This window comes from Pseudomonas cerasi (assembly GCF_027983475.1).
In the GTDB taxonomy this organism is placed as follows: domain Bacteria; phylum Pseudomonadota; class Gammaproteobacteria; order Pseudomonadales; family Pseudomonadaceae; genus Aquipseudomonas; species Aquipseudomonas cerasi.
Genome location: NZ_JAQJVM010000005.1, coordinates 111,937 through 136,916, shown reverse-complemented (window position 1 = coordinate 136,916; position 24,980 = coordinate 111,937). Strand labels below are relative to the sequence as shown.

Annotated in this window: 20 protein-coding genes and 4 tRNA genes; 10 read left to right on the top strand and 14 right to left on the bottom strand. The window is 58.6% G+C overall.

The annotated features are described in order from the left end of the window. From PI739_RS24500 to PI739_RS24490, 3 genes are all read right to left on the bottom strand, one after another. A complete protein-coding gene (locus PI739_RS24500; RefSeq protein WP_003435661.1) occupies nucleotides 1-1,593 on the bottom strand; it encodes a sensor histidine kinase in 1,593 nt (530 codons plus the stop codon). Continuing rightward, a complete protein-coding gene (locus tag PI739_RS24495) occupies nucleotides 1,583-1,822 on the bottom strand; it encodes a PP0621 family protein (protein ID WP_032609810.1) in 240 nt (79 codons plus the stop codon). The genes PI739_RS24500 and PI739_RS24495 overlap by 11 nt, the downstream gene beginning before the upstream one ends. A gap of 120 nt (nucleotides 1,823-1,942) precedes the next feature. Continuing rightward, nucleotides 1,943-2,965, bottom strand: a complete 1,023-nt coding sequence (locus PI739_RS24490; RefSeq protein WP_003371138.1) for an outer membrane protein assembly factor BamD — start codon at nucleotides 2,963-2,965, stop codon at nucleotides 1,943-1,945. A gap of 149 nt (nucleotides 2,966-3,114) precedes the next feature. Between PI739_RS24490 and rluD the strand changes: the two genes are divergently transcribed. The 7 genes from rluD to PI739_RS24455 all read left to right on the top strand — a co-directional run bounded on the left by rluD (nucleotide 3,115) and on the right by PI739_RS24455 (nucleotide 8,269). Continuing rightward, nucleotides 3,115-4,077, top strand: a complete 963-nt coding sequence (rluD, locus tag PI739_RS24485) for a 23S rRNA pseudouridine(1911/1915/1917) synthase RluD (protein WP_002551999.1) — start codon at nucleotides 3,115-3,117, stop codon at nucleotides 4,075-4,077. Then, on the top strand, nucleotides 4,074-4,802 hold the full coding sequence (gene pgeF / locus PI739_RS24480; RefSeq protein WP_054082207.1) for a peptidoglycan editing factor PgeF: 729 nt from the start codon (nucleotides 4,074-4,076) through the stop codon (nucleotides 4,800-4,802). Before rluD ends, pgeF begins: the two co-directional genes overlap by 4 nt. 171 nt (nucleotides 4,803-4,973) lie before the next feature. Next, complete coding sequence (gene clpB / locus PI739_RS24475) at nucleotides 4,974-7,538, top strand: ATP-dependent chaperone ClpB (protein ID WP_044310104.1); 2,565 nt, start codon at nucleotides 4,974-4,976, stop codon at nucleotides 7,536-7,538. Between the two features lie 294 nt (nucleotides 7,539-7,832). Next, nucleotides 7,833-7,908 (top strand) — tRNA-Asn (locus PI739_RS24470). 29 nt (nucleotides 7,909-7,937) lie between these two features. Next, nucleotides 7,938-8,014 (top strand) — tRNA-Pro (locus PI739_RS24465). Nucleotides 8,015-8,019: 5 nt separating this feature from the next. Further along, nucleotides 8,020-8,095, top strand: a tRNA-Lys gene (locus PI739_RS24460). 97 nt (nucleotides 8,096-8,192) lie between these two features. Then, nucleotides 8,193-8,269 (top strand) — tRNA-Pro (locus tag PI739_RS24455). 270 nt (nucleotides 8,270-8,539) lie between these two features. Here PI739_RS24455 and PI739_RS24450 read toward each other — a convergent pair. Continuing rightward, entirely contained in the window at nucleotides 8,540-9,439 is a 900-nt protein-coding gene (locus PI739_RS24450) for a DMT family transporter (RefSeq protein WP_003371145.1), read from the bottom strand. A gap of 647 nt (nucleotides 9,440-10,086) precedes the next feature. Between PI739_RS24450 and trpC the strand changes: the two genes are divergently transcribed. Beyond that, nucleotides 10,087-10,887: an indole-3-glycerol phosphate synthase TrpC gene (gene trpC, locus PI739_RS24445; RefSeq protein ID WP_054082209.1), complete on the top strand. Its 801-nt coding sequence runs from the start codon at nucleotides 10,087-10,089 to the stop codon at nucleotides 10,885-10,887. A 142-nt stretch (nucleotides 10,888-11,029) separates the two neighbouring features. On the opposite strand, the gene PI739_RS24440 is transcribed toward trpC, so the two are convergent. The 7 genes from PI739_RS24440 to PI739_RS24410 all read right to left on the bottom strand — a co-directional run bounded on the left by PI739_RS24440 (nucleotide 11,030) and on the right by PI739_RS24410 (nucleotide 19,894). Continuing rightward, entirely contained in the window at nucleotides 11,030-12,649 is a 1,620-nt protein-coding gene (locus tag PI739_RS24440; protein WP_042930956.1) for a methyl-accepting chemotaxis protein, read from the bottom strand. 403 nt (nucleotides 12,650-13,052) lie between these two features. Further along, nucleotides 13,053-14,045 (bottom strand): LacI family DNA-binding transcriptional regulator, encoded by a 993-nt coding sequence (locus PI739_RS24435; protein ID WP_003371156.1) that lies wholly within the window; start codon nucleotides 14,043-14,045, stop codon nucleotides 13,053-13,055. Between the two features lie 67 nt (nucleotides 14,046-14,112). Next, nucleotides 14,113-15,627: a glycoside hydrolase family 32 protein gene (locus tag PI739_RS24430; protein WP_054082210.1), complete on the bottom strand. Its 1,515-nt coding sequence runs from the start codon at nucleotides 15,625-15,627 to the stop codon at nucleotides 14,113-14,115. Next, entirely contained in the window at nucleotides 15,624-16,769 is a 1,146-nt protein-coding gene (locus tag PI739_RS24425; RefSeq protein WP_269458050.1) for an ABC transporter ATP-binding protein, read from the bottom strand. Before PI739_RS24425 ends, PI739_RS24430 begins: the two co-directional genes overlap by 4 nt. Nucleotides 16,770-16,796: 27 nt before the next feature. Next, complete coding sequence (locus PI739_RS24420) at nucleotides 16,797-17,639, bottom strand: carbohydrate ABC transporter permease (RefSeq protein ID WP_054082211.1); 843 nt, start codon at nucleotides 17,637-17,639, stop codon at nucleotides 16,797-16,799. Then, nucleotides 17,636-18,598 (bottom strand): carbohydrate ABC transporter permease, encoded by a 963-nt coding sequence (locus PI739_RS24415; RefSeq protein ID WP_003430789.1) that lies wholly within the window; start codon nucleotides 18,596-18,598, stop codon nucleotides 17,636-17,638. The genes PI739_RS24420 and PI739_RS24415 overlap by 4 nt, the downstream gene beginning before the upstream one ends. A gap of 21 nt (nucleotides 18,599-18,619) precedes the next feature. Beyond that, nucleotides 18,620-19,894, bottom strand: a complete 1,275-nt coding sequence (locus PI739_RS24410; RefSeq protein WP_054082212.1) for an ABC transporter substrate-binding protein — start codon at nucleotides 19,892-19,894, stop codon at nucleotides 18,620-18,622. Between the two features lie 167 nt (nucleotides 19,895-20,061). Between PI739_RS24410 and PI739_RS24405 the strand changes: the two genes are divergently transcribed. Then, entirely contained in the window at nucleotides 20,062-21,639 is a 1,578-nt protein-coding gene (locus tag PI739_RS24405) for a carbohydrate porin (protein WP_032609082.1), read from the top strand. A gap of 81 nt (nucleotides 21,640-21,720) precedes the next feature. Here PI739_RS24405 and PI739_RS24400 read toward each other — a convergent pair whose 3' ends face one another. Genes PI739_RS24400 through PI739_RS24390 form a run of 3 tightly spaced genes read right to left on the bottom strand, consistent with a single transcriptional unit; the run spans nucleotide 21,721 to nucleotide 23,878 of the window. Beyond that, on the bottom strand, nucleotides 21,721-22,737 hold the full coding sequence (locus PI739_RS24400) for an SMP-30/gluconolactonase/LRE family protein (RefSeq protein ID WP_054082213.1): 1,017 nt from the start codon (nucleotides 22,735-22,737) through the stop codon (nucleotides 21,721-21,723). Nucleotides 22,738-22,757: 20 nt separating this feature from the next. Continuing rightward, nucleotides 22,758-23,327, bottom strand: a complete 570-nt coding sequence (locus PI739_RS24395; RefSeq protein ID WP_003430782.1) for a cupin domain-containing protein — start codon at nucleotides 23,325-23,327, stop codon at nucleotides 22,758-22,760. Between the two features lie 56 nt (nucleotides 23,328-23,383). Further along, entirely contained in the window at nucleotides 23,384-23,878 is a 495-nt protein-coding gene (locus tag PI739_RS24390) for a YagU family protein (RefSeq protein WP_003371176.1), read from the bottom strand. Nucleotides 23,879-24,009: 131 nt separating this feature from the next. Between PI739_RS24390 and PI739_RS24385 the strand changes: the two genes are divergently transcribed. Next, entirely contained in the window at nucleotides 24,010-24,930 is a 921-nt protein-coding gene (locus PI739_RS24385; RefSeq protein WP_024662192.1) for a LysR family transcriptional regulator, read from the top strand. Nucleotides 24,931-24,980 lie beyond the last annotated feature (50 nt).

Genomic DNA, 24,980 nt, shown 5'->3' with positions numbered 1-24,980 from the left:
TCAGCTCGTCTTGAACGGGTGGGCGAAGGTAATGCGCAGGCAACTGCCACCCGTGGGGCGGGGCGCATATTCCAGGTGCGCCTGATTGCTTTCGCACAGTTCACGTGACAGATATAGACCAAGGCCGGTGCCTTTGCTCTCTGTGGTGAAAAACGGTTCGAAGATCTTGCTCAGGTGTTGCTCGCTGACCCCCGGCCCGTCGTCCAGCACTTCCAGCGTAGGCAGCTCGCTTCTGGGGTCATTGTGCAGTTTCAGCCAGACCTGTGCTGATGGATGATTTTTGCCGCTGTAGCGCAGGCCGTTCTGCAACAGGTTGGTCATGATTTGCGTCAGTTGTCCAGAATCCATGCGGGTTGTCAGCGTGCCGGGGCTTATGTCGACATGAATCGACTGATTGGGCGCAGCGGAACTGCGAAATTCAGCGACAAAGTGTTCCAGCCAGGTTTTCAGGTCGAGCAGTTCGGGCTGCGCTTCGCGCCTGCGCGACAATTGCAGGACATTTTCGATGACCCGATCAATGCGTCCCGACTGCTCATGAATGATCTGCCCCAGGCGTCGATCCGCTGCACTGAGCTCTTCCGATTCATTAAGCAACTGCGCCGCATGACTGACGGCACCCAGCGGGTTGCGTATTTCGTGGGCAATCCCGGCGGTCAGGCGTCCCAGTGCGGCAAGCTTGAGCTGCTGCGCCTGATGGGCAATCTGCGACAGGTCTTCGAGAAAAACCAGCGTCTGACGCTGATCGCCACGGTTGAGTGTGGCGAAGCTCGGTTGCAGTACCAGCCCCACGGGGGCGGTGGTGATGCTGCGCGGCACCATGATCGGATTGACGAGCCACTGGCGCAGGCGTTCGACCAGTTGTGGCGAGCAGGTGTCGATGAGCTGGCCGACCAGTTGTTCCTGGCCCAGCAGGTGCAAGGCCCCCTGATTGGCCAGCAGCACCTGATGGTTGGCATCCAGCACCAGAATGCCGGTACGCATGCGTTGCAGAATGAGTGCGTTGAGTGCCTCCAGGCTGTCGACATCCGCCGCACGCTGCTCGGCCAGTACCTCGCTGACCTGCATGCGCGCTGTCAGCGCCTGCACCAGTAGGGCGGCGGCGAAGCACAGGGCGCCCAGCGAGCCAGCCTGCACGTAGTCGTTGGAAACCGAGGGTGTGCCGAAGCTGATGTAGAACGTCAGGTAGATGATGCCGATGGCCGAAACCGCAGCGATCAACAAGCCGATACGGCCGCGCAGCAACACATTGCTGATCGCTACCGAGGCAATCAACAGGTTGCCGATACCGCTGGAGGGCCCGCCGGCTGCATAGAACAGCGCGGAGAGCATGATCGCGTCTGTCATCGCCAGGCCGAAAAACTGTGCCTGACGGCTGGGGCGTTCCAGCAGCACGACGACCAGAATGTTGAACACCAGATACAACCAGCAGCCCGAGCGGAACAGGTTCGGGTTGGCCAGTTGCAGCAGCTCGGTTTCCAGGCTGCTGGAAATCAACAGGACCAGTACGACGCCGATGGTCAGTCGATAGAGGTGGTACAGCCGCAGAATCCGCTGCGCCTGCGGGCTGACAAGGGACGGTGAGTCAGCGGTCACGTGCCGCGGGGCCCTGCAGCCGGTGTGCCTCGCTGCAATACCATTGCTGTGCCTGGCTCAGCGCACGATCCTGCGGCAGATGAACGCCACACTGCGCGCATCGCACCATGGGTGTCGAAGCCAGTTCAGGCGGCTCGGCGCGGGATTTCGGCTTGGGGGGATTGATCAGACGCTTGACGAACCAGACCAACGCCGCGATCAACGCGACCCACATAAGTAAGCGAACCATGACTACCAGCTTAGTGATTGACGATGGCGCAGTGTAGCCAAGCCGCGAGCGGGCGCACAGGGGCAAAATTGATGCACAAAAAAAGAGGCCCGAAGGCCTCTTTTTTTTATGCACTCAGGATCAGTCGAACAGACCCAGGGTCATGTAGCTGAACCACGAACGGCTCTTGGTGCCTTTCGCTTCGGCGTCTTTTTCCGCCTGTTCGTCCAGCTCGGCCTGATTCTCCGGCAGTAGTTCTTTCGGAATGGAATCCTTGGCGTCCTGGTACTGCTTCTTCATGTCCTGATCGGCGCGGGTCTGGCCCGGTGGCAGCGGAGCGCTGCCGTCGATCAGGCCAAGGGTCGCTTTCGACAGCCATGAGCGGTTATCGGCCTCGGCTTCACGCGGGGTGAACTTGCCGTCAGCCAGTTGCGGGTGGTTCGGGTAGTTGGTCTTCAGCACTTCCAGGCTGGTGGCAGCCAGGTCGTCAAGGTGCAGACGCTGATAGGACTCGACCATCACCGCCAGACCGTCGCCGACCGAAGGCGTCTCCTGGAAGTTTTCCACTACATAGCGGCCACGGTTGGCGGCGGCGACATAGGCCTGACGGGTCAGGTAGTAGTCGGCTACGTGGATTTCGTAGGACGCCAGCAGGTTGCGCAGGTAAATCATGCGCTGCTTGGCGTCAGGCGCATAGCGACTGTTCGGAAAGCGGCTGGTCAACTGGGCGAATTCGTTGAACGAGTCACGCGCAGCACCCGGGTCACGCTTGGTCTGGTCCAGCGGCAGGAAGCGCGCCAGGAGGCCCACGTCCTGGTCGAAGGAGGTCAGGCCCTTCATGTAATACGCATAGTCGACGTTCGGGTGCTGCGGATGCAGGCGGATGAAACGCTCGGCAGCGGATTTGGCTGCTTCGGGTTCACCATTCTTGTAGTTCGAGTAGATCAACTCGAGCTGAGCCTGATCGGCGTAGCGACCGAACGGATAGCGAGATTCCAGCGCCTTGAGCTTCTCAGTGGCACTGTTATAGCTGTTATTTCCCAGGTCGGCCTGCGCCTGCTGGTACAGCTCGACTTCGCTGAGGTTTTCGTCGATGACTTCCTTCGACGAACAGGCCGCAGTCAATGCGAGGATGGCGATCAGCAGCAGGTGTTTCACTTGCATGGCGGCTTGCGTCCCTATAACGGCCTGCTGTCTTGGGCGGGGCCGTCCTGTTATGATGAGCGCCCCGCGATACCGGCGGGACAAAAGACGCCGTATTTAACCACAAGCGCGCTGCCGAAACCAAAGGCTAGCCGCCACCTAGTCTGGTCATGTCCGAAAATATAGAACTTCGCGCAGAGGTGCCGTCCGAATTGGGCGGTCAACGCCTCGATCAAGTCGCCGCACAATTATTCGCTGAGCACTCGCGCTCGCGCCTTTCCGCCTGGATCAAGGACGGCCGCCTGACTGTGGACGGAGGCGTTCTGCGCCCTCGCGACATCGTGCACGGTGGCGCTGTTCTCGAGCTGATTGCCGAGCAGGAGGCCCAGGGTGAATGGGTCGCTCAGGACATCGAACTCGACATCATCTATGAAGACGACCAGATCCTCGTCATCAACAAGCCCGCCGGGCTGGTGGTGCACCCGGCTGCCGGTCATGCCGACGGCACGCTGCTCAACGCCCTGCTGCACCATGTACCGGACATCATCAATGTTCCGCGTGCCGGCATTGTGCACCGTCTGGACAAGGACACCACCGGCCTGATGGTGGTCGCCAAGACCATTCAGGCGCAGACACAGCTGGTTACCCAGTTGCAGAGTCGCAGTGTCAGCCGTATCTACGAGTGCATCGTGATCGGCGTGGTGACCGCAGGCGGCAAGATCGACGCGCCCATCGGCCGTCACGGTCAGCAGCGCCAGCGCATGGCGGTGATGGAAGGCGGCAAGCAGGCGGTCAGTCATTACCGCGTGCTGGAGCGCTTCCGTTCGCACACCCATGTACGGGTCAAGCTGGAAACCGGGCGTACCCACCAGATTCGCGTGCACATGGCGCATATCAACTATCCGTTGGTCGGCGACCCTGCCTACGGCGGTCGTTTCCGTATTCCGCCAGCGGCCAGCCTGACCATGGTCGATTCGCTCAAGACCTTCCCGCGGCAGGCGTTGCATGCCCGCTTCCTGGAGCTGGATCATCCGACCACCGGTAAGCGCATGAGCTGGGAATCGCCATTGCCGGACGATTTCGTCTGGTTGCTGTCCCTGCTCAAGCAGGATCGCGAGGCGTTCATCGGGTGAATGACTGGCTGATACCTGACTGGCCTGCGCCAGCACAGATCAAGTCCTGCGTTACCACTCGCTCGGGTGGGGTCAGCCTGGCCCCGTTCGACAGCTTCAATCTGGGCGATCACGTCGATGACAGCCCAAAGGCCGTGGCGAGCAATCGCCAGCGCCTGACCGCCAGTCTCAAGGCTCAGCCCGCCTGGTTGAAGCAGGTGCACGGCGTAGACGTCGTACCTGCCGATCCATCCCGCGTCGTCGAGGCCGATGCCAGCTGGACGAGCACGCCTGGCGTGGCCTGCACCATCATGACCGCCGACTGCCTGCCCGCGCTGTTCTGTCGTCGTGACGGTACGCGTGTGGCTGCCGCGCATGCCGGCTGGCGTGGGCTGGCGGCCGGGGTGCTGGAAGCGACGGCCGACAGCCTGCAGAGTGCTGCCGAAGACATCATGGTCTGGCTGGGGCCGGCCATCGGCCAGCCGTCGTTCGAAGTCGGTCCCGAGGTGCGCGAGGCCTTTACCGCCAGCCACCCGCAGACAGCCGCTGCGTTTGTCGCCAGTTCGAATCCTGATCGTTTCATGGCCGACATCTACGCGCTCGCCCGGTTGCGACTGGCAGCCCAAGGTGTCTCTGCCGTGTATGGCGGCGGCCTGGATACCTTCACCGACCCGCGCTTCTTTTCCTACAGGCGTGCCGCGCGCACTGGCCGCTTCGCTTCGCTGATCTGGATCGAACACGCCTGATTGCCGGGCTGTTTTGCACATTCCAGCTAGACTTGCCTGAACACTCGTCTGATCTGTATCAACCCCGGCCCGCTTGAAACGCGCAGAATCGTCCGCATCTAACTGGCTATTCAGCAGGTTTTCTTTATAGGTGTGTTCATTGCTCCGGCCTGCATTAAAGGAAGGTGACTAATGCGTATTGACAGATTGACCAGTAAACTACAGTTAGCGTTATCCGATTCTCAGTCGCTGGCCGTTGGCCTCGACCATCCCGCCATCGAACCTGCGCACTTGATGCAGGCGCTGCTTGAGCAGCAGGGCGGTTCCATCAAGCCTTTGCTGTTGCAGGTAGGCTTCGACATCAACAGCCTGCGCAAGGAACTGAGTGCAGAGCTGGATCGGTTGCCAAAAATCCAGAACCCGACCGGCGACGTCAACATGTCGCAGGATCTGGCGCGCCTGCTCAATCAGGCTGACCGTCTGGCGCAGCAGAAAGGCGACCAGTTCATTTCCAGCGAGCTGGTGCTGCTCGCGGCAATGGACGAGAACAGCAAGCTCGGCAAATTGTTGCTGGGGCAGGGCGTCAGCAAGAAAGCTCTGGAAAACGCCATCAACAACCTGCGCGGCGAAGGTGCCGTGAATGACCCGAACGTCGAAGAGTCGCGTCAGGCGCTGGACAAGTACACCGTTGACCTGACCAAGCGTGCCGAAGAGGGCAAGCTCGACCCGGTGATCGGTCGTGATGACGAGATTCGTCGCACCATTCAGGTCCTGCAGCGCCGCACCAAGAACAACCCGGTGCTGATCGGCGAACCAGGCGTGGGCAAGACCGCCATTGCCGAGGGCCTGGCGCAGCGCATCATCAATGGTGAAGTGCCCGATGGCCTGCGCGGCAAGCGCTTGCTGTCGCTGGACATGGGCGCGCTGATCGCCGGTGCCAAGTACCGGGGTGAGTTCGAAGAGCGCCTCAAGTCGCTGCTCAACGAACTGTCCAAGCAGGAAGGCCAGATCATCCTGTTCATCGACGAGCTGCACACCATGGTCGGCGCCGGCAAGGGCGAAGGCTCGATGGACGCTGGCAACATGCTCAAACCTGCACTGGCGCGCGGCGAGCTGCATTGTGTCGGCGCCACCACGCTCAACGAGTACCGCCAATATATAGAGAAGGATGCGGCGCTTGAGCGTCGATTCCAGAAGGTCCTGGTCGACGAGCCAAGCGAAGAAGACACCATTGCGATCCTGCGTGGCCTGAAAGAGCGCTACGAAGTGCACCACAAGGTCGCCATCACTGACGGCGCGATCATCGCAGCGGCCAAGCTGAGCCACCGCTATATCACTGACCGCCAGTTGCCGGACAAGGCCATCGACCTGATCGACGAAGCGGCCAGCCGTATTCGCATGGAGATCGACTCCAAGCCTGAAGTACTCGACCGCCTTGAACGTCGCCTGATCCAGCTGAAAGTAGAAGCTCAGGCCCTCAAGAAGGAAAAGGACGAAGCGGCGATCAAGCGGCTGGAAAAACTTCAGGGTGAAATCCAGCGTCTTGAGCTTGAGTACGCGGACCTTGAAGAAATCTGGACCTCGGAAAAAGCCGAGGTCACCGGCTCGGCACAGATCCAGCAGAAAATCGAACAGTCTCGCCAGGAACTGGAAGCCGCGCGCCGCCGGGGCGATCTGAACCGCATGGCCGAGTTGCAGTACGGGATCATTCCCGACCTGGAACGCAGCCTGCAAATGGTCGACCAGCATGGCAAGCCGGAAAACCAGCTGCTGCGCAGTAAGGTGACCGAGGAAGAAATTGCCGAGGTTGTGTCGAAGTGGACCGGTATCCCGGTGTCGAAGATGCTCGAAGGCGAGCGCGAGAAGCTGTTGCGCATGGAAACCCTGCTGCACAACCGGGTGATCGGCCAGGAAGAAGCGGTGGTCGCCGTCTCCAATGCCGTGCGTCGTTCGCGTGCCGGGCTTTCCGACCCTAACCGTCCGAGCGGATCCTTCATGTTCCTCGGCCCGACCGGCGTGGGCAAGACCGAACTGTGCAAGGCGCTGGCCGAATTCCTGTTCGACACCGAAGAGGCGATGGTGCGTATCGACATGTCCGAGTTCATGGAGAAACATTCCGTGGCTCGCCTGATCGGTGCGCCGCCAGGCTATGTTGGTTACGAAGAGGGCGGCTACCTGACCGAAGCCGTGCGTCGCAAACCGTATTCGCTGATTCTGCTCGATGAGGTCGAGAAGGCGCATTCCGATGTGTTCAACATCCTCTTGCAGGTGCTTGAAGACGGACGCCTGACGGACAGCCACGGGCGCACGGTGGACTTCCGCAATACCGTGATCGTCATGACTTCCAACCTGGGCTCTGCGCAGATCCAGGAGCTGGTCGGTGACCGTGAGGCGCAGCGTGCTGCAGTGATGGACGCAGTCGGTACGCACTTCCGTCCGGAGTTCGTTAACCGGATCGACGAAGTGGTGATCTTCGAACCGCTGGCGCGTGACCAGATCGCCGGTATCACCGACATCCAGCTGGGCCGCCTGCGCAAGCGTCTGGCCGAGCGCGAGCTGTCGATGACCCTGAGCCCCGAGGCGCTGGACAAGCTGATCGCCGTTGGTTACGACCCGGTCTATGGCGCACGGCCGCTGAAGCGGGCGATTCAGCGCTGGATCGAGAACCCGCTGGCGCAGATGATCCTCTCGGGCAGCTTCATGCCCGGTACGACTATCACCGGCAAGGTGGTCGACGACGAGATCACGTTTGTCTGACAGCGCTCGTCAACGCTCTATAGAAGGGCCCTCGAACCGAGGGCTTTTTTTTGAGGCGTGGTCAGCAGTAGAATCAGGTCCGAGAGGCGATCTGAAAAAAAATCGCAAATCATTGTCTTAAAAAGCAATTTATAGGGTTGACAGGTGTTTTTAAAATTGTAGAATAGCGCGCCTCAGAGACGTGAACGCAACGATACAAACGAAGCGGAAAGGTCGATGAGATTGAAATCAACGAGTTAACAGCAAGCTGGTTTCAAGGCGACAGGTTGTAAAGTTGAATCTGAAATCGATAGTTCCGCGATAGCTCAGTTGGTAGAGCAAGTGACTGTTAATCACTGGGTCCCTGGTTCGAGTCCAGGTCGTGGAGCCAGATTTCGCAAGGTTCAATGCAGTTTCAGTCGGGGTATAGCGCAGTCCGGTAGCGCGCCTGCTTTGGGAGCAGGATGTCAGGAGTTCGAATCCCCTTACCCCGACCATATTTGGGTCGTTAGCTCAGTTGGTAGAGCAGTTGGCTTTTAACCAATTGGTCGTAGGTTCGAATCCCACACGACCCACCATTTTTGGTCAGTTTGTATCTGGCTGGATCTTAGGGAGTGACGCCACAAGCGTCACCCAAATAGAAAACGCCTCCTCGGAGGTGTTTTTTAGCATCATCGGGGTATAGCGCAGTCCGGTAGCGCGCCTGCTTTGGGAGCAGGATGTCAGGAGTTCGAATCCCCTTACCCCGACCATTTTCGCCCAGCTGTATCAGGGTTGAAGATCAGGACTCAAGAACAGTCGTTTTGAGTCCAACAGAAAAGGCGTCCTTCGGGACGCCTTTTTTGTTGGGTGCATTTTCATTTGAAATCGCGCTAAGCCGCCGTCTGATGCGAAATAGGGCACCGGCAAGCTCTGTGATGTCTGGAGCGCGCCGTACCGAGCGAGTGCTTGTGTACGGGGCCTCACGCATGACATCGGGTACTGGAATCAACGTGCTCGCAACTGACAGGCCGCTGCCTGCCTTACTGACTGGCGCGCGTCGGCGCTTTTTGACCCAGGCGTATCAGTTCGTTGGAGAAGCACAAACCAGCGATGATCAGGGCCGCTCCCGGATAGAGGCTTTCGCGCGGTACTTCATTGAGGGCTACAAATGCCAGCAATGCCGCAAACAGCGGTTCGGTGAGTTCAAGCGCTTGCACCTGGGATGGCTTGAGGTACTCAATGGCCTTGGTCGTGCAGAAAAAGCCGAGGATGGTCGGCAGGGCGGCCAGCGCCAGCAGTGCGGCAATAGCCATTGATGACAGCTCGCCGATCACGAAACCATCGGCAGCGGCCGGCATCAGCAGGTACAGGCTGCCGAAGAAGAGCAGTTGACGAGTGAAATGCAGGCCCCCCGAAACGCCCATTTTTTTCATGGCAACTGAAAACGCTCCGTAGCCACAGCCTGCGATCGAGGCCAGGGCTGCACCTTCCAGAGTGAAGCCCTGTTGCAAATCAGCGCCGAAGATCACTGCAATCCCTGAGATGGCAAGTGCGGCCCCCACTGTTGCGTTTGCAGTGATGGCATCCTTCAGTAACAGGCGCCCCAGAATGATCGACGAGATTGAGGCACTGGCCATGAGTACGACGACGACACCCGCCGCAGCGTAATGTCGGTAGGCGGACGTTTCGAAATGGAACAGCACGAAAATACCGAGGAACGCGCAGATCGCGGCCTGGCTCCATTTGGCGGCTGATGTCGGACGCTTGAGGAAGCGCAGCACGATCGAGAGCAGGATGCACCCCAGTATCGTTTTGATGACGGCAACGCTGCTGGAGGTGAAGCCATTGCTCATGAGTACCTTGCTTAGCACACCAATGGTTGCGTTCAGTGCGGCGGCGGAGAGCGCAAAGATAACGCCCTTGCTGAAATTGGATTGCATTGATGACGTTCCCTGTCGCTGGTTTGTCGTTTGAGAGGAGTGAAGCGATTGCGGGTGGCCTGCAGATCCACGCTGGCCTTGGCAATCATCGGTCAATGTTCGGCGAGTTAGATAAACCAGGTCAAGGCCTGAAAAGTTGTCGAATGCGGCAGCAACCCATAAAGCAGATAATCCTTGACGCCTGACACGAGCGTCAAAAGCAGTGCGAGCAAGACGTTGGCGCACGACCACGGAAAGCAGTTCCAGCTTACTGGGGCTGCGAATCAGCCGATTGACCAGCAGATACTTCAGGTTTGCCGGTGCGCCGATCAGCAGGCTTGCCAGTAGTAACAGCCGAGGCGTGGACTCGCCCAGGTAAATCGCCAGGCTGTGCCGGAAAGTTGATATTGTTTCGCCATCTTAATCGTCTGGGTTCAGTTGTTGATGTACGTTACAGAGACCGTGTTACCCGGGTTTACATTATGGACGATCATGATATATTAACGCGATAATGTGTTTAAAGGTGGATAAATTAAATTTAATTGTTGTTTCTCGATCAGTGAATGTACGCTCGTTTAAATATTGCCAGAGGGCGATAATGAGCATGCGTACGTCGAGGCGCTACAGGGCTTAATTCAATAGATTACCCGCTAATATGAGTGACTGCCATGAGTGATATTCTAAATAAAATAAAACATTACAAGCTTCAAGAGATAGAGGCGGCAAAAACTAACGTACCATTAAGTCGCATCAAGCAGCGTGCCCTCGAACAGTCCAGTCCCCGCGGTTTTTATAAAGCACTGAAAGCAAAAGAACAGCAGGGTCTGTTGGGGCTCATTGCAGAAATAAAGAAAGCAAGTCCATCAAAAGGCCTGATTCGCGAAGACTTCAACCCGCCCGAACTGGCGAAGGCTTATGAAACCGGTGGGGCCGCCTGTTTATCCGTTCTGACCGACACGCCCAGCTTCCAGGGTTCCCCGCAGTTTCTCATCGATGCGCGAAACGCTTGCGCCCTTCCTGTGTTACGAAAAGACTTCATGTTTGACACTTATCAGGTATATGAGGCACGTGCCTGGGGCGCGGATTGCATATTGCTGATCATGGCCTCATTGAGTGACGACCTCGCCGCCGAACTTGAAGATGCGGCCATGACGCTGGGGATGGACGTTCTGGTGGAAGTGCATAACGAACATGAAATGGAGCGTGCGCTCAAACTGTCTTCTCCGCTGCTCGGCGTCAATAATCGCAACCTGCATACCTTCGAAGTAGACCTCGGCACAAGCGAGCGACTGGCATCCATGGTGCCCGCAGGCAAACTGCTGGTCGGTGAAAGTGGCATCGGCAACCATAACGATTGCCTGCGACTCAAAAAATCCGGCATTACTACCTTTCTGGTCGGCGAAAGTCTGATGCGCAAAGAGGATGTTACTGCGGCCACAAGAACACTGCTGACCGGCAGTGCTGACTGACGCGTAGGAAACTCACGTCTCAGAGGGGCGTTAATGCGCTCCTCTGACCGTCCTGCACTTGTCCAGACGTATGCAGTTGATTGGCCCTGAATGCTGTGGAATCAGTATCCACAGCATCACGACCTGAAGCAGTAGAAAACCCTTAGAGCGAAAACCTGGCCACCAGCTTATTCATGTCTACAGCAAGCACTGAGAGCTCGGCACTGGCCGCCGCTGTCTGATTGGCCCCCGTTGCACTCTGGATGGAAAGATCGCGAATACTCATCAGGTTGCCGTCGACCGAACGTGCGACCTGCGCCTGCTGCTCCGATGCGGTCGCAATCATCAGGTTCATTTCGTTGATTTCATTGATTGCTTTCGCGATCAGGGTCAGTGCTGCTCCGGCTTCATGAGCGATGGTGAGTGTGCCACCGGCCTGATCGCAACTTTCACTCATGGCCTTGGTGGCCTGTGCAGTGCCCGTGAGGATGTCGCCAATCATTTTCTCGATTTCCTGAGTCGAGGTCTGGGTACGATGGGCCAGCGCTCTGACCTCATCAGCCACCACCGCGAAACCGCGTCCCTGCTCACCTGCCCGGGCGGCTTCGATAGCTGCGTTCAAGGCCAGGAGATTGGTTTGTTCCGCAATCGTACGAATGACTTCCAATACCTTGCTGATGTCCTTGGATTGCACGGCCAGACGCTCTACATCGACACTGGTGCTCTGCACGGTCTTGCTCAGTTTCTCGATGGCGTCGACCGTACTGGTAACCCGTGCTGCGCCGGTGCGGGTTGACTGATCAGAGGCTTTGGCTGCATCCGATGCAGCGGCAGCATTACGCGCCACCTCATCGACCGCAGCGGTCATCTGGTTAACGGCGGTGGCTGCCTGATCAATTTCGTTATTCTGGCGCAGCAAACCTTTGCTCGACTCCTCGGTGACTGCGTTCATTTCTTCAGCGGCGGATGCCAGTTGAGTGGATGAATCACCGATCAGCTTGATCGTATCGCGCAGATTGTTTTGCATGACCTGGGTAGAGCGCATCAGGTCGGAAAATTCGTCTTTGCCCGTGACGGTAATCACGCTGCGCAGATCACCCTTGGCGATGGTGTCGTTGACACGCAGCATGTCGCGCAACGGCGTGACGATACTTTTGGTGAACAGCACGGCCAGCACAATCGTCGCCAGCGTCGCGGCTGCAATAATGAAGATCACAAACGTTAAGCCGCTTTGATACGAATCCTCGGATTCTTTTCCTGAGTTTGCCGCCTCGTCAATGTTCATTTGAACAAGCCCGTTCACAGCGTCGTCGAGAAGACGGGTAACAGGCGTCACGTTTGAACTCAGGTAGGCCAGCGCTTCAGTGGTTGCGTTTTGACGGATAAGTGCAATCACCTGGTCGAATGCAACCAGTGCTTTATCGGTGTTTTCCGACACGGCTTTGAACAGTTGTCCTTCTTTATCGCTGGCGACAAAAGGGGCGTAAAGTGCTACCTGCTTTTTCAACTCCTCACTCAGCGAAGCGATCATGCCGGACGTGGTGGCCATGTCCTGCGGATTGGTCTGGGACAGCATTCTGCGGACTTCCAGGCGCAGGCGCAGCATCGTGGCATTGATTCGGTCTGCAACCACCACGCTGGCCAATGCATCGTTTTCAATGTCTCTGGCCGTCTCGCGGATTTCTCCCATTTTCCATACTGAAATACCACCCAAGGCGACCAATAAGAGTGCAATAAACATAAAGCTGAGTGCTGCGCGCGCAGATACTTTCAAGTTTCTCATTGTCACTGACCTCCTTGTAGAATTGATTTTTCACGGCTTTAGAACTATCGGCTACCAGAAATATTACTTGAGGTGGTCGGGTTTGGTTTCTGGATTAGTTCGTGCGTTAGTTGCGCACGGTTTTGTTCTTTAATTTGTTTAGTGCGCTTTTTTGGGGCGGGATTCATGTAAGTCAGAGGGTGTACAGCTCGCCTGTTTTGAGCGTGCAATCAGTAGGCGCTTGAAAAGTAAGAGAAAAGCTATCTTTTTAGAGTGGCCGGACAGCCAGGCGCTCTTACCCCTCTCAATCGTAACCATTTAATACGGTCAGCGTTTCAGGGGTGTAAATCAGGGCTCAAGAGCAGTCGCTTTTGTCTGGAGGGTCCCGTGACGACTTGCTGCGTGAGCTTTCCAACGCAAAGCTTCATAACGATTCTCTGATCACCAGCGGGCAGTCCACCGGCTGGGAGCCCGACACTTCAAGGCTTTCAATCAGGTGCCGGGCGGCGTTGCGACCGATCTCGTAATACGGCAGTTGCACCGTGGTCAGCGCAGGAATGAACAGCTCGGCGATGCCGATCATGTTGTCATAACCCAGTACGGCAACATCGCCGGGGATTTTCAGGCCTTGGCCCAGCAGCAACTGGTAGGCACAAAAGGCAATGCGGTCATTGCCGCAGATCAGAATGTCGAACTGCGGACGCCCATCTATCATGTGTCGTGCAAGGATAGCGGCGGTTTCCCAGTAGGCATCGTGTTCGGACAGGTTGTACTGCAAGAGTTCGTCGCGAGTCAGGCCGAATGCCTCGCAGGCACGCAACATACCTGCCTGGCGGATTTCCCAGGCCAGGCTCTGTTTTGGCAGGTTTATGAACAGCGGGCGTCGATAGCCCTTGCTGAACGCGTGGTTCAAGGCGCGGTACTGACCCGTTTCGTCGTCTGGCACATAACTGACCAGGCTGCTGTCATCAGCTACGCAGTTGGCGAGCACCAGCGGCTTGCTCTTCAGGCGCTGGGGGATACTCACTTTGCGTAACCCCATGGCGCTGAAGATCAACCCATCCGGGCGGTGCGACAGCATCAGGTCAATGTTCTGGTCGGTAGGCGGATTGCTTAGCAGGTTGAGAATAAATACGTTCCAGCCTGCCTGCTGCGCGGTCTGTTCGATTGATAGCAGCAGCTCGACCGCAAACGGCGTGGTTGCGGTGTCCAGGGCAAATACGCCGATGGTTCGGGTCTGCAGGTTGTCGCCGCGAATCCTGCGAGCCGACAGGCTGGGTACGAATTGAAGCTCATCGATCGCGTTGCGCACTCGCTGATAAGTCTCCGGACTCAGTTTTCCCGGATCATTGAGCGCCCGAGACACCGTCATCAGAGACACACCGGCCAGTTTTGCAACGTCTTTAACTGAGGTCATGCGAAGCGGGGCCTGTCGGGTTGACTGATGATTATCATGCTACAGAGACCTGATTTTTTTCGCGACTTCAATGATTTACCGACAGGTATCCCGAGGCGAGTTGCCATGCGTCGGCGATGCAGACCCGGCCTCCGGTTCCGTTGGCAATAAGTTTTACCCCCAGGCTGTCGGTCTGTGGATAAAAACGGCTGCTGAAGCTGAAACTGCCGTTTTGCTCGAACACCTCGATGGACGAGCGATCAAGGAAGATCCGCAGTTCAAGCTGATTCTGTTGTGGATCTATCGCTACACTGCGCTGACCGCTGACGTGGGTGCCCGACTGAGTACGGTCGAGTATCAAACGTTTCAGCGACGCATCGTAGTAAAGCAGCGTCTGCTCATTGCCATCCTCACTGCAACGCAAGGCCACACCCAGGTGACCTTCGATGCAGTCGAGCAGGTCCAGGTGCACGTGGATTTCGAGCATGTCGCCGTGTATGTCGGCCAGCGATTGGCTACCCGCTTCGCTCCACCAGGGGGTGCCTGGCAGTGACGCGTTGCGCAACGCTGTCAGCTCGCGCGCGGGCTGCACGCACAGGCGATCGGCGCGTACTTCAAGTTCTCGCGGCAGGCCCAGCATGCCGCGCCAGTGATGTGCCTCGGTTGGGGTCGGGCTTTCCCACATGTCGATCCAGGCCCACAGCAGACGCCTGCCATCGGCAGCCACCAGCGTCTGCGCCGCATAGAAATCGTGACCGCTGTCCAGCTCGATAAAAGGCCCGCCGGTGAACTGCCATTGACTGTCGACCTGGCCCACTCGATAGCCGGTGTGAAACCTGTTCAGTCGCTCGTAGCGCTGCGCCGGCATGCCCTGGGGGGAGTAAAGCAGTACGTCGCGTTCATTGAGGCCAAACAGGTCCGGGCATTCCCACATATAGCCGTCGCCTTCGCCGCCTGTGGACACATAACTGACGAAGTCCCACGCGTGCAGGTCCCTGGATCGATAGAGCGGCAGCAGCGGTTTGTCGCCCAGGCGTGCGCCGGCAATCAGGTACCAGTGGCCATCCTGTCGCCAGACTTTCGGGTCACGGAAATGAATCATCCCGTCTTGCGGCGGGGTGTCGATAACGGCGCCGTGTTTGATGAAGCTGATGCCGTCGCTACTGGTGGCCAGGCACTGCACCTGACGGATGAAACGCTCGTCGCCCACGTCACCCAGCCACGTGTGCCCGGTGTAGATCAGCGCCAGGGTGTCGTCATGTACCACTGCACTGCCGGAAAAACAGCCGTCCCGGTCGAAGTCATCACCGGGTGCCAGGGCAATGGGCAGGTGCTGCCAATGGACCAGGTCGGCACTCTTTGCATGGCCCCAGTACATCGGGCCCCATTTCGCGTCGAACGGGTGGTGCTGATAGAACACGTGATATTCGCCACGAAAGAACACTACCCCGTTAGGGTCATTCATCCAGCCCGCAGGCGGGGCCAGGTGGTAACCGGGGCGATAATCGTGGACGAGCTGCGACAGGCCCTCTTCCAGCGCATGGCGCGCGCGCTCGAGGGCGGGAGACATCGGCTTGCTCATGGCATTTGCAAAAAAACTCATAGGGTGCCTGCTTGTACGAGGTGCGGTGTGGTGCCGGGTGTCAGGTGTGGACTGGCGTCTGTGTGGCGCTTCAGGGCCAGACCATCGGCGTCGAACAGGTGCAGGTTGCTGTCGTCGAATTGCAGCGCGACCTGATCGCCTGCCTGCCAGCCGGCCTTTGCATCGCAGCGACAAATCAAGGGCTCGCTCGCCCCGGTAGCCAGATGCACATAGACCTCGCTGCCCAGGTATTCGACACCGGATACCGTGACGCCAACGCCGTTGTTCGCAGCATTGAGGGTGATGTGTTCCGGTCGAACACCCAGGGTCAGTTGAGCATCCTCGGTCAGATTCGAGCTGTCGAAGGGCAGGGATTTCATACCCAGTGCCAGGATGTCGATCAGGCTGTTGCGACCCGGTGCCTGCAAGCTCACGGGCAGAAAATTCATTCTCGGCGAGCCCAGAAAACCGGCGACGAAAAGGCTGGCAGGGCGTTCGTAGAGTTCGCGTGGTGAGCCGACCTGTTCGACCTGACCGCCGTTGAGCACGACAATCTTGTCCGCCAGGGTCATCGCCTCGACCTGATCGTGGGTGACGTAGATCATCGTCGAGCCCAGCCGCTTGTGGAGCCGTGCGATTTCGTTGCGCATCTGGACCCGCAGCGAGGCGTCCAGGTTGGAAAGCGGTTCATCGAACAACAGGATGTCCGGTTCCCGCGCCATGGCTCTGCCCATGGCCACGCGCTGACGCTGCCCGCCGGACAATTCCCGGGGCTTGCGCTGCAGCAGTTTGTCCAGTTGCAGGATCTGCGCGGTTTTCAGCACGCGTTCGCGCAGGCTGCTTTTTTCCGTCTTGGCCAGCTTGAGGCCAAAACTGATGTTGTCGTAGACGCTCATGTGCGGGTACAGGGCGTAGGACTGAAAGACCATACCGACACCACGCTCGCGCGGTTCCAGGTCATTGACCCGTCGTCCGTCGATCAGCAGGTCGCCAGCACAGATCGAATCCAGTCCGGCGATCAAGCGCAGCAGCGTCGACTTTCCGCAGCCCGAAGGGCCGACGAACACAACGAACTCACCCGCAGCGATCTCCAGGCTGACATCGCGCAGAATGCGCGTGCCGCCCAATTGCTTGTTGATGTTGGCTAGCTTCAATTTCATCACGATGCTGTTCCTTGTCAGTTGTGTGCATCAACCTTTCAACGCGCCGGCAGTGAGGCCGGAAACGATGCGGCGCTGGAAGATCAGCACCAGAATCACCAGTGGGACGGTCACCAGCACCGACGCCGCCATCAACAGGCCCCAAGGCAATTCGTGGGAGCTGCCACCCGAAATCAGGGCGATGGCGACCGGGACCGTTCGTTGCGCATCTGTCAGGGTGAAGGTCAGGGCAAACAGGAACTCGTTCCACGCGGCAATAAAAGCCAACAGGCCGGTCGTGACCAGTGCGGGCCACAGCAGCGGCAACAGCACGCGGGTCAGCGTGACCCAGGGCGATGCGCCATCCATGATTGCCGCTTCTTCCAGCTCATGCGGCAGTTGCCCCATGAACGTGGTCAGCACCCAGACGGTGAAGGGCAGGGTAAAAATCGTGTAGCTCAGGATCAGTGCCCATGAGGTGTTGTACAGACCCAGTGCGCGGATCACTTCAAACAGCCCCGACAGCACCGCGACCTGAGGAAACATCGAGACGCCGAGCACCATCATCAGCACCGTGCCGCGGCCTCGGAACTTGACCCTGCCCAGGGCGTAGGACGCCGTCAGGCCCAGGAACAGCGCCAGCACTACCACACTCAGCGCAACCACCAGCGAGTTGGCGATGGCCTGCAGGAATGACGCCTGACTGAGGACCGCTGCGTAATTGGAGAGGTCGGCTTCGGTGATCCAGTAGCTCACTTCAAACAAGGCACTGGACGGTTTCAGCGAGGTCAGGATGGCGTAATAGAAAGGGAAGATCGCGTACAGCAGCACGACCCCGACCAGGCCCCAGAAGGCCAGGCGCAGCAGCGCTTTCTTCAGTGGGTGCAGGTTCATGAGCGCACCTCCAGCTGGCGACGTCCGAGGTACAGATAAAGCATGGCAATCACTGCCACGACCAGAAACAGCAGGGTGGAGGCGGCGCTGCCGTAGCCGACGTCCTGGAACTCCACCAGGTGCTGGCGGGCATAGACCGACATGCTCATGGTGCTCGAAGAGTTGGAGGTCAGGACGTAGATGACGTCGAAGACCCGCAACGAATCGAGAATGCGAAAGATCGCGGCGACCAACAAGGCGGGCATCAGCAACGGCAAGGTGACTCGCCAGAACACCCGCACCGGATGAATGCCGTCGACCCGGGCGGCTTCGTAGCAATCGCTTGGCAGCATCTGCAGTGCCGCGAGCATCAGCAGGGTGACAAAGGGCACGGTCTTCCAGACGTCGACGATGATCACTGCCCACATCGACAGGTCCGCATCTGCCGTCCAGGCCAGCGGCGCGTCGATCAGGCCCAGGCTCAGCATCATATGGTTGATGATGCCGAACTGGTCATTGAGCATCCACGACCAGATCTTCGCCGAGACGATGGTCGGAATCGCCCAAGGGATCAGAATCAACGCACGGACCAGCGCGCGGCCGGTGAACTTGACGTTCAACAGCAACGCCACCATCAGTCCCAGGACCATTTCCAGCCCGACCGACACCACGGTGAAATGCAGGGTGTTGCGCACCGCGTTCCACCATTGCGGATCGACCAGCACGCCAGACCAGATGACGCCGTCGTAGAGCAGATAATTGCTCAGGCCCACGAATGAGCCACTGCCGGTATCCGACAGATCGGCATCGGTCAGGCTGAACCAGAATGTGCGCAGCAACGGCCAGGCCGCCACCAGGACCAGGCACACCAGCATCGGCGTCAGAAACAGCCAGGCGGCGCGTAGCCTGCGACGTTGTACAGGCGTTTCCCGGGTGACGAGTTCGTCGTCTCCGGGGAAGTCGGTAGAAGAGACGGGCATGTTGATTTCCTTACGTGTGGCTTACCAGTTCCGGCGTTTGATGCGGGTCAGTTCGCGTTCCAGTTCGACCAGTGCCTGATCGACCGGAATATCGCCCGCCAGCACGCTATGCACCCGATCGAAGAATGCGTTGGAGACGCGTGGGTAGCCGTTGGCCGTGATCGCGGCGGGGCGCATGACCCCATTGCTGAGGATGCTGTGCAACTGCGGGTAGTAAGGCATCGCCGCGAGCAACTCGGGGTCGGCATACAGGGACTCGATGACCGGGTTGTAGGCACCTGCCAGGGCACGCTGTTTTTGCTGCTGGGCGCTGGTCAGGTAGGCAACCAGTTCTGCCGCCAGTTTGGGGTTGCGGCTGTAGCGCGAAACCGCCAGGCCCCAGCCTCCGAGCGTTGAAGCGTGGGTGCCGTTCGCGCCGCCACTGGGCAGGGGCGCGACGCCGACCTTGTCTTTTATCGCGCTGTCCTTGCTTTGCACCAAGGCCCAGACGTAAGGCCAGTTGCGCATGAACAGCGCATTTCCCGACTGGAATACGCCACGGCCTTCTTCCTCGGTGTAGTTAAGTACGCCGGGCGGGGAGATCTCGCCGATCCAGCTTTTTGCCAAGGTCAGCGCGACTCGTGAGGCCTGGCTGTTGACCACGATGTCTCCGCGCGGGTTGACCAGTCCGCCGTCCGGCTGGCTGCTGATCCATTCCAGGGCGTTGCACGTCAGGCCTTCATAGGCGCGCCCCTGGAACACGTAGCCCCACATAGTGGCATTCCCCGCATCGCGTTCGGCTTTTTGCACTTTTTTGGCGGTAGCGGTCATGTCCTCCCAGGTCTGGGGGACCGGCTGCTGGTACTTGTCGAGCAGATCCTTGCGGTAATACAGCAGCCCCGAGTCGGTAAACCAGGGCATAGACACCAGCCGGCCGTCGACGGTGGCGTTGTCCACCTGTGCCTGGAAATAGCCTTGTGTCGCATTTGCCGGAAGCAGTTCGCGCAGATCCGTCAGGTGTTTGGCGAGCATCCCCGGCCACACCATGTCGATTTGAATGATGTCGATGTCGGTGGACTGGGCGCTGAGGATCTGCTGGTAGAACGACAGGCGCTCGGTTGCAGAGTTAGGCGTGGAAACCACCTGAACGTTGTTGCCGGTCTGTTTTGACCAGCTATCGACTGCCTCCTTGCACAGTTGCAATTCAGCGCCGACGGCCCCGCACGAGATCGTCAGATCGGCTGCGTTCGACAGCGCAGAAAACCCGGCGGACAGGGTGAGCAGCGCGGCGGGAAGAAGAGATTTCAGCTGTTTCATAGAGCCCTCTTTATTTTTGTTTTTATAAAAGTTAACGTTAACATCGTCAATGTAACAGCGTATTTTCGATGTGGCACCCTTTTTTCTCCGATTTGCACAATTTTGTGCTGAAGGAAAAAGGCTCGGCCAACGTCACGAAAACAATAAAAACAAAACAGGAAGTCCACATGCAGAACGCATCAAGATGGCTACTCGCAGGGGTACTCGGCACCTCGACAACCGTCTCTCAGGCCGCGACTCTGGAAGAGCGGATGGCCGCATTCGAAGCCCGTGCCAGCGCTGCGGAAAAACGTGCAGCCGCTGCCGAACAGCAAACCCAGGCGCTCGCCAGGGAGCTTCAGCAACTCAAACTCTCGACCCCCGTTGCGCAGCCTGCCGCACCCACTTCTGCGTCCACCGTTGCGGCCAATTCACAGCCGGCTCTGGATGATCGCGTGGCAAAACTCGAAGCCCGCCAGCAAAGCATGGAGAAGCCAGGCAGTGCCGGACACCTCACCGACGGGTTCAGCTTCAAGGGCTACGCTCGCTCCGGTCTGTTGATCAACGACGGTTTGGGCGGCGGTCGCGGTGGGCCTTATACAACCCCCGCAGGTTCAGTCGGTGGTGCGGTCGGGCGCCTGGGTAACGAAGACGACACCTACATGCGCTTCGATCTGTCGAAAGAGATCTACGCGCAGAACGGCACGCGCTCCAAGTTCACCGTCTCCATCGCCGACGGCGTTGAAAGCTATAACGACTGGACGGCCACCGAAAGCAGCCTGAACGTGCGTCAGGTATTTACCGAACTCGACCACATTGCCGCTTTCAAGGGGAATTCAGTGTTCGAAAACGCCACGCTGTGGGCCGGCAAGCGCTTCGACAGGGATAATTTCGATATCCACTGGCTGGACTCGGACGTGGTCTTTCTGGCTGGGACCGGTGGCGGTATCTACGATGTGCAGATGACCAAGGACTGGCGCTCGAACTATTCCCTGATCGGACGTAACTACGGAGATTTCAGTGAGGGCGGCGTCGATGCCGATGTGGAAAGCTATATCCTGACCTCCAACCAATTCTTCGACAATGGTCAGTGGCAGTGGATGTTCAACGCCATTGGTGCAAAGAAAAACGACGTCGGTACGCGCACCAATCAAGCCGGTTTTGCGCCCGCAGATTCAGGCCTGCACACCATGTTGGCCAATCACCAGAAGGACTTTTTCGGTCGGGAAGGCTTCTTCAAGACGGCGTTGCTCTATGGGCAGGGCCTGGGTGCGCAGGTCAAGGACATTGGCGCGGATGGCGAACTGATCGACGACGCCCGCGCAGTGCGTCTGGCCATGTATGGCGAGACACCTATCGCGCCGGGATGGCGCATCGGCCCGAGCCTGCTGGCCGAACAGAGCAAAGACCGCTACGTCAAAGGCGACGATTACCGCTGGCTCACGCTGAACATGCGCCTGGCCAACGAGATCAACAGCAACTTCGAGATGGCCTACGAGCTGAGTTGGCAAACCATGGACCTCGACCCCAAAGGCTATCTGCAACGCAATGCGGTTGACGGTAACTTCTGGAAGTTTACGGTTGCGCCGACCTTCAAGCCGGACATGGGTGACCTGCTCACACGCCCCGAACTGCGAGTGTTCGCAAGCCTCATGAACTGGTCTTCGGATCTGGACCGCTACAGCACGACCGGCAACTTCGGCAAAAGTGATTTCAACTCCGGTGGTGTTTGGCAGTTCGGCATCCAGATGGAGACCTGGTTCTAGGCTCTGCAGGTAAAGCCCGGCACCGTGTGCCGGGCTTTGAATCGGTTTACGGCTACCCGATGAGCATCGGGACAGTTCGTCCTACTGACCCGCTACGCTCTTCATCACCTGCACCCTGAGCACCTTGTTGGCAGCGGTAATGTACGCCCAGCTTGCCTGCTCGCTGGAGCAGAACGTCAGGTTGCTGGTATCGGCAGCCGCGACCAGCAGTTTTCCGAGTGGCTTGCCTGCTGCGGAAAACACCTGAATACCTTCCTTGCTGCTGCTCCACAGGTTGCCAAGCGCGTCGACTTTGATCCCGTCAGGGATGCCGGGCTGGATGTCAGCGAACACCTTGCCGTTGATCAAGCGACCGTCGCGCACCTGATAGACCATGATGCGATGTGCCAGCTTCTTGTTGGTGAAGTCGTGGGCCATTTGTGAGTCGGCCACATAAAGCAGCTGCTGATCCGGCGAGAAGGCCAGGCCGTTGGGCGAGTGGACTTCGGGAGTGTCGAGACGGGTGATCTGCCCGGTGTCGGGTACGTAGCGATAGATGAACTCGCCGCCTTGCTCAGGCTTGCCGCCATAGCCCTCGCTTTTGCTCAACACCCCGAAGGTGGGATCGGAAAACCAGAGAGCGCCGCTTTTATCCGCCACTACATCGTTCGGACTGTTCAGTCGTTTGCCCTGGTAGGTGTCGACCAATGTACGCCACTCACCATTGGGCTCCTGCCGCACGATGCCGCGCTTGCCATGGGAGGCCGCCACCACACGGCCCTGGCCGTCGAGCGTATGCCCATTTTGAAAGTCGGCTTTTTCCAGCCAGGTGGACACGCCATCCTTTGCCTGCCAGCTGCTGACCTTGTTGGCCTTGATGTCACTCCAGATCAAACGGCCATCGGCCAGGCACAGCGGGCCTTCTGCCCACTTCGCCTGATCGGTGAGCAGCTCGACGTGGGCCTGTGGGGCAACCAGTTGGCTGAAGGCCGGGTCGATAACGACTTGCCGGACAGGGGCGACGGCGTCGGTTGCGCCTGCTGAACCCGCAGCCAGGAGCGCACTGCCCAATAGCCATGAGGAGGGGCGCAGAAAGCGATTTTTACGGGTCGGTTTCATAGATTCAGGTCCGTATGCGATCAGTAGGCACAGCTGCCGTTGGTACGTTTGTCAGCCGCACCCGGTTTAAGTTTGATGATCAGTTGAACATTGGGTTGATCACCCACGGTGCGCGTCAGGTGGCCTACACGTTCGTCATCCGGACGCGGCCGGGACCGGGTGTCGGCATTGAACTGCATCTCTCCCGGTCCTTGCACCAGCACACTGCCATCGGTGGTCTCCACCGACCATTGCCCCTGCAGGGTGACGACCCATTGTGGCCCCGGCGCGTGGTGCCAGTTGCCGACGTATCCCACCGGCAGCACCGCGTAGGCGATGCTTTCGATATCGTCAGGGGAGACGCCGACCCATTGCGGCGCGGCTGGCGGGGCATAGCTTTTGAACTCCAGGCCTTCCAGGCGGCAGTGGCCCACATGCGTGGCACCGTTTTCGTCAGCCCACAGCGTGGCATATGAAACAGGTGGTTGCAGTTGACCGTTACTGTGAGTCATTTGCGCAGACTCTTTCGGCACCGATTGCACGTCGGCATTGGCACTCGCCATGCCCGCGCAGGCGGCGCAGGCCAGAGCCAGGGTGTATAGAGATTTCATCGGGTCACTCCGTTTACAGGGAAATTCCGTGTGTCTGTCGCAAGACAGCGCGCTACTCAGGCCGGTCGGGTGTGAGGCAGCCAGCGCTGCTGCAAATCCCGCCGTATGACTTCGATCACCCACATCCACAGCAAGTGCCCGAACGTTTCAGATAACAACTCCGAGGCAGGCAGCTCCCACAGCGGCGGTGCCCAATGGAACGCAGGCAGGATGACGCCGTGAAACCCCAGGGTCACCAACAGGCCGAAACCCAGACCCTGCCACAGGGCGGCGCGCGGATACCGGAGTACAAGCAGGCAATAGAACATGGCGAAGAAGATGGAAAAGCCATGGTGGACCAGGGCACTGCCGTAATTCACCACATGCTCTGAATACACATAAGTCAGCTGCTGAGCGTTGATGCCCAGCGAATCAAGCATCTCCACGGGCGGGACCGGGCGGTCCGGCGTGCGAGGCGGGAAGGGGATCTCTGTACCCCATTTGATGAAACTGGAAACATTGCCTCCAACAAAGCCGGCCAGTGCGGCGACACCATACGCTCGCGTGTTCAAATCAGCGCCCCTTCTTCGATAGACCAGGCTGTGAGCGATCTCGCTCTAGCCGTTTACCATGAAGTATGTGCAACGCTCATTTATTTGTAACATACTAATTTGATAGCTCATTGATACTAAAAAAATATCAGATGATTGATTTGAAATTGATGCGCCAGTACGTGGTGGTCGCTGAAACCTTGAATTTTCGCAAGGCCGCGCAGCGCTTGAACATGTCACAGCCGCCCCTGAGCGTTGCGATTCGTCGTCTGGAAGAATGCCTGGGCGTGCAGTTGTTGCTGCGCAGTACGCGCTCCACGCAATTGACCGCTGCGGGCGTCGTGTTTTTGGCCGAGGCGCGGCAAACGCTGTTGCAGGCCGAACGGGCCTGTGAAATGGCACGTCGCTCAGCGGCAGGCATGCTCGGCACGATTCGCCTGGGCTTTGTCGACAGCGTGGTCGATGGTTTGCTGCCGGCGTTGCTGCGTCGCTATCAGGCAGCGAACCCGAACGTCGATATTCAACTGCAGGAGGCCACCCCTCCCGAGCAACTTGAAGGCCTGCGCAACGACCGGCTGGACGTTGGCATTCTGGTGTTGCCGGTCATAGACCCGGGCAATATCCATATCGAGCCGCTGTTCGAGGATCGCATGGTTGCGGTGCTGCCGCAGGATCATCCCTTGGCCGAGCGTGCGTCCATCGGTCTTGCGGCGTTGGCAGACCAACCCTGGATTCTGTTCGCCCCGCATCATGGCCCGGGCATGCACTCGCACATTCTGCTGGCCTGCGCCAACGCTGGCTTTACTCCTCGGGTCGTGCAACAGCCTCGCCAGATGCAGACCACCGCCGCGCTGGTCGCCGGAGGCATGGGTGTGGCCCTCATGCCGCAGCGCTATGCCCGACGTCAGCCGGGGCGGCTTGCCTGTCGTGAGCTGACGGGCCCAGGTACACCTGTCGCCTATGTGCTGGCGCTGGCGTATCGCGAGCTGTCTCCGTGTGCGCAGTCCTTGCGCGAAGTGATCATGGAGCTGGTTCAGTCGCCAGCGTTCACGCTGTCGTCCGCGGAGTCGTGACGCCGTCACCTGAACTCAGGCCCCAACCCGCTATTCGCGTGCCGGTTCAA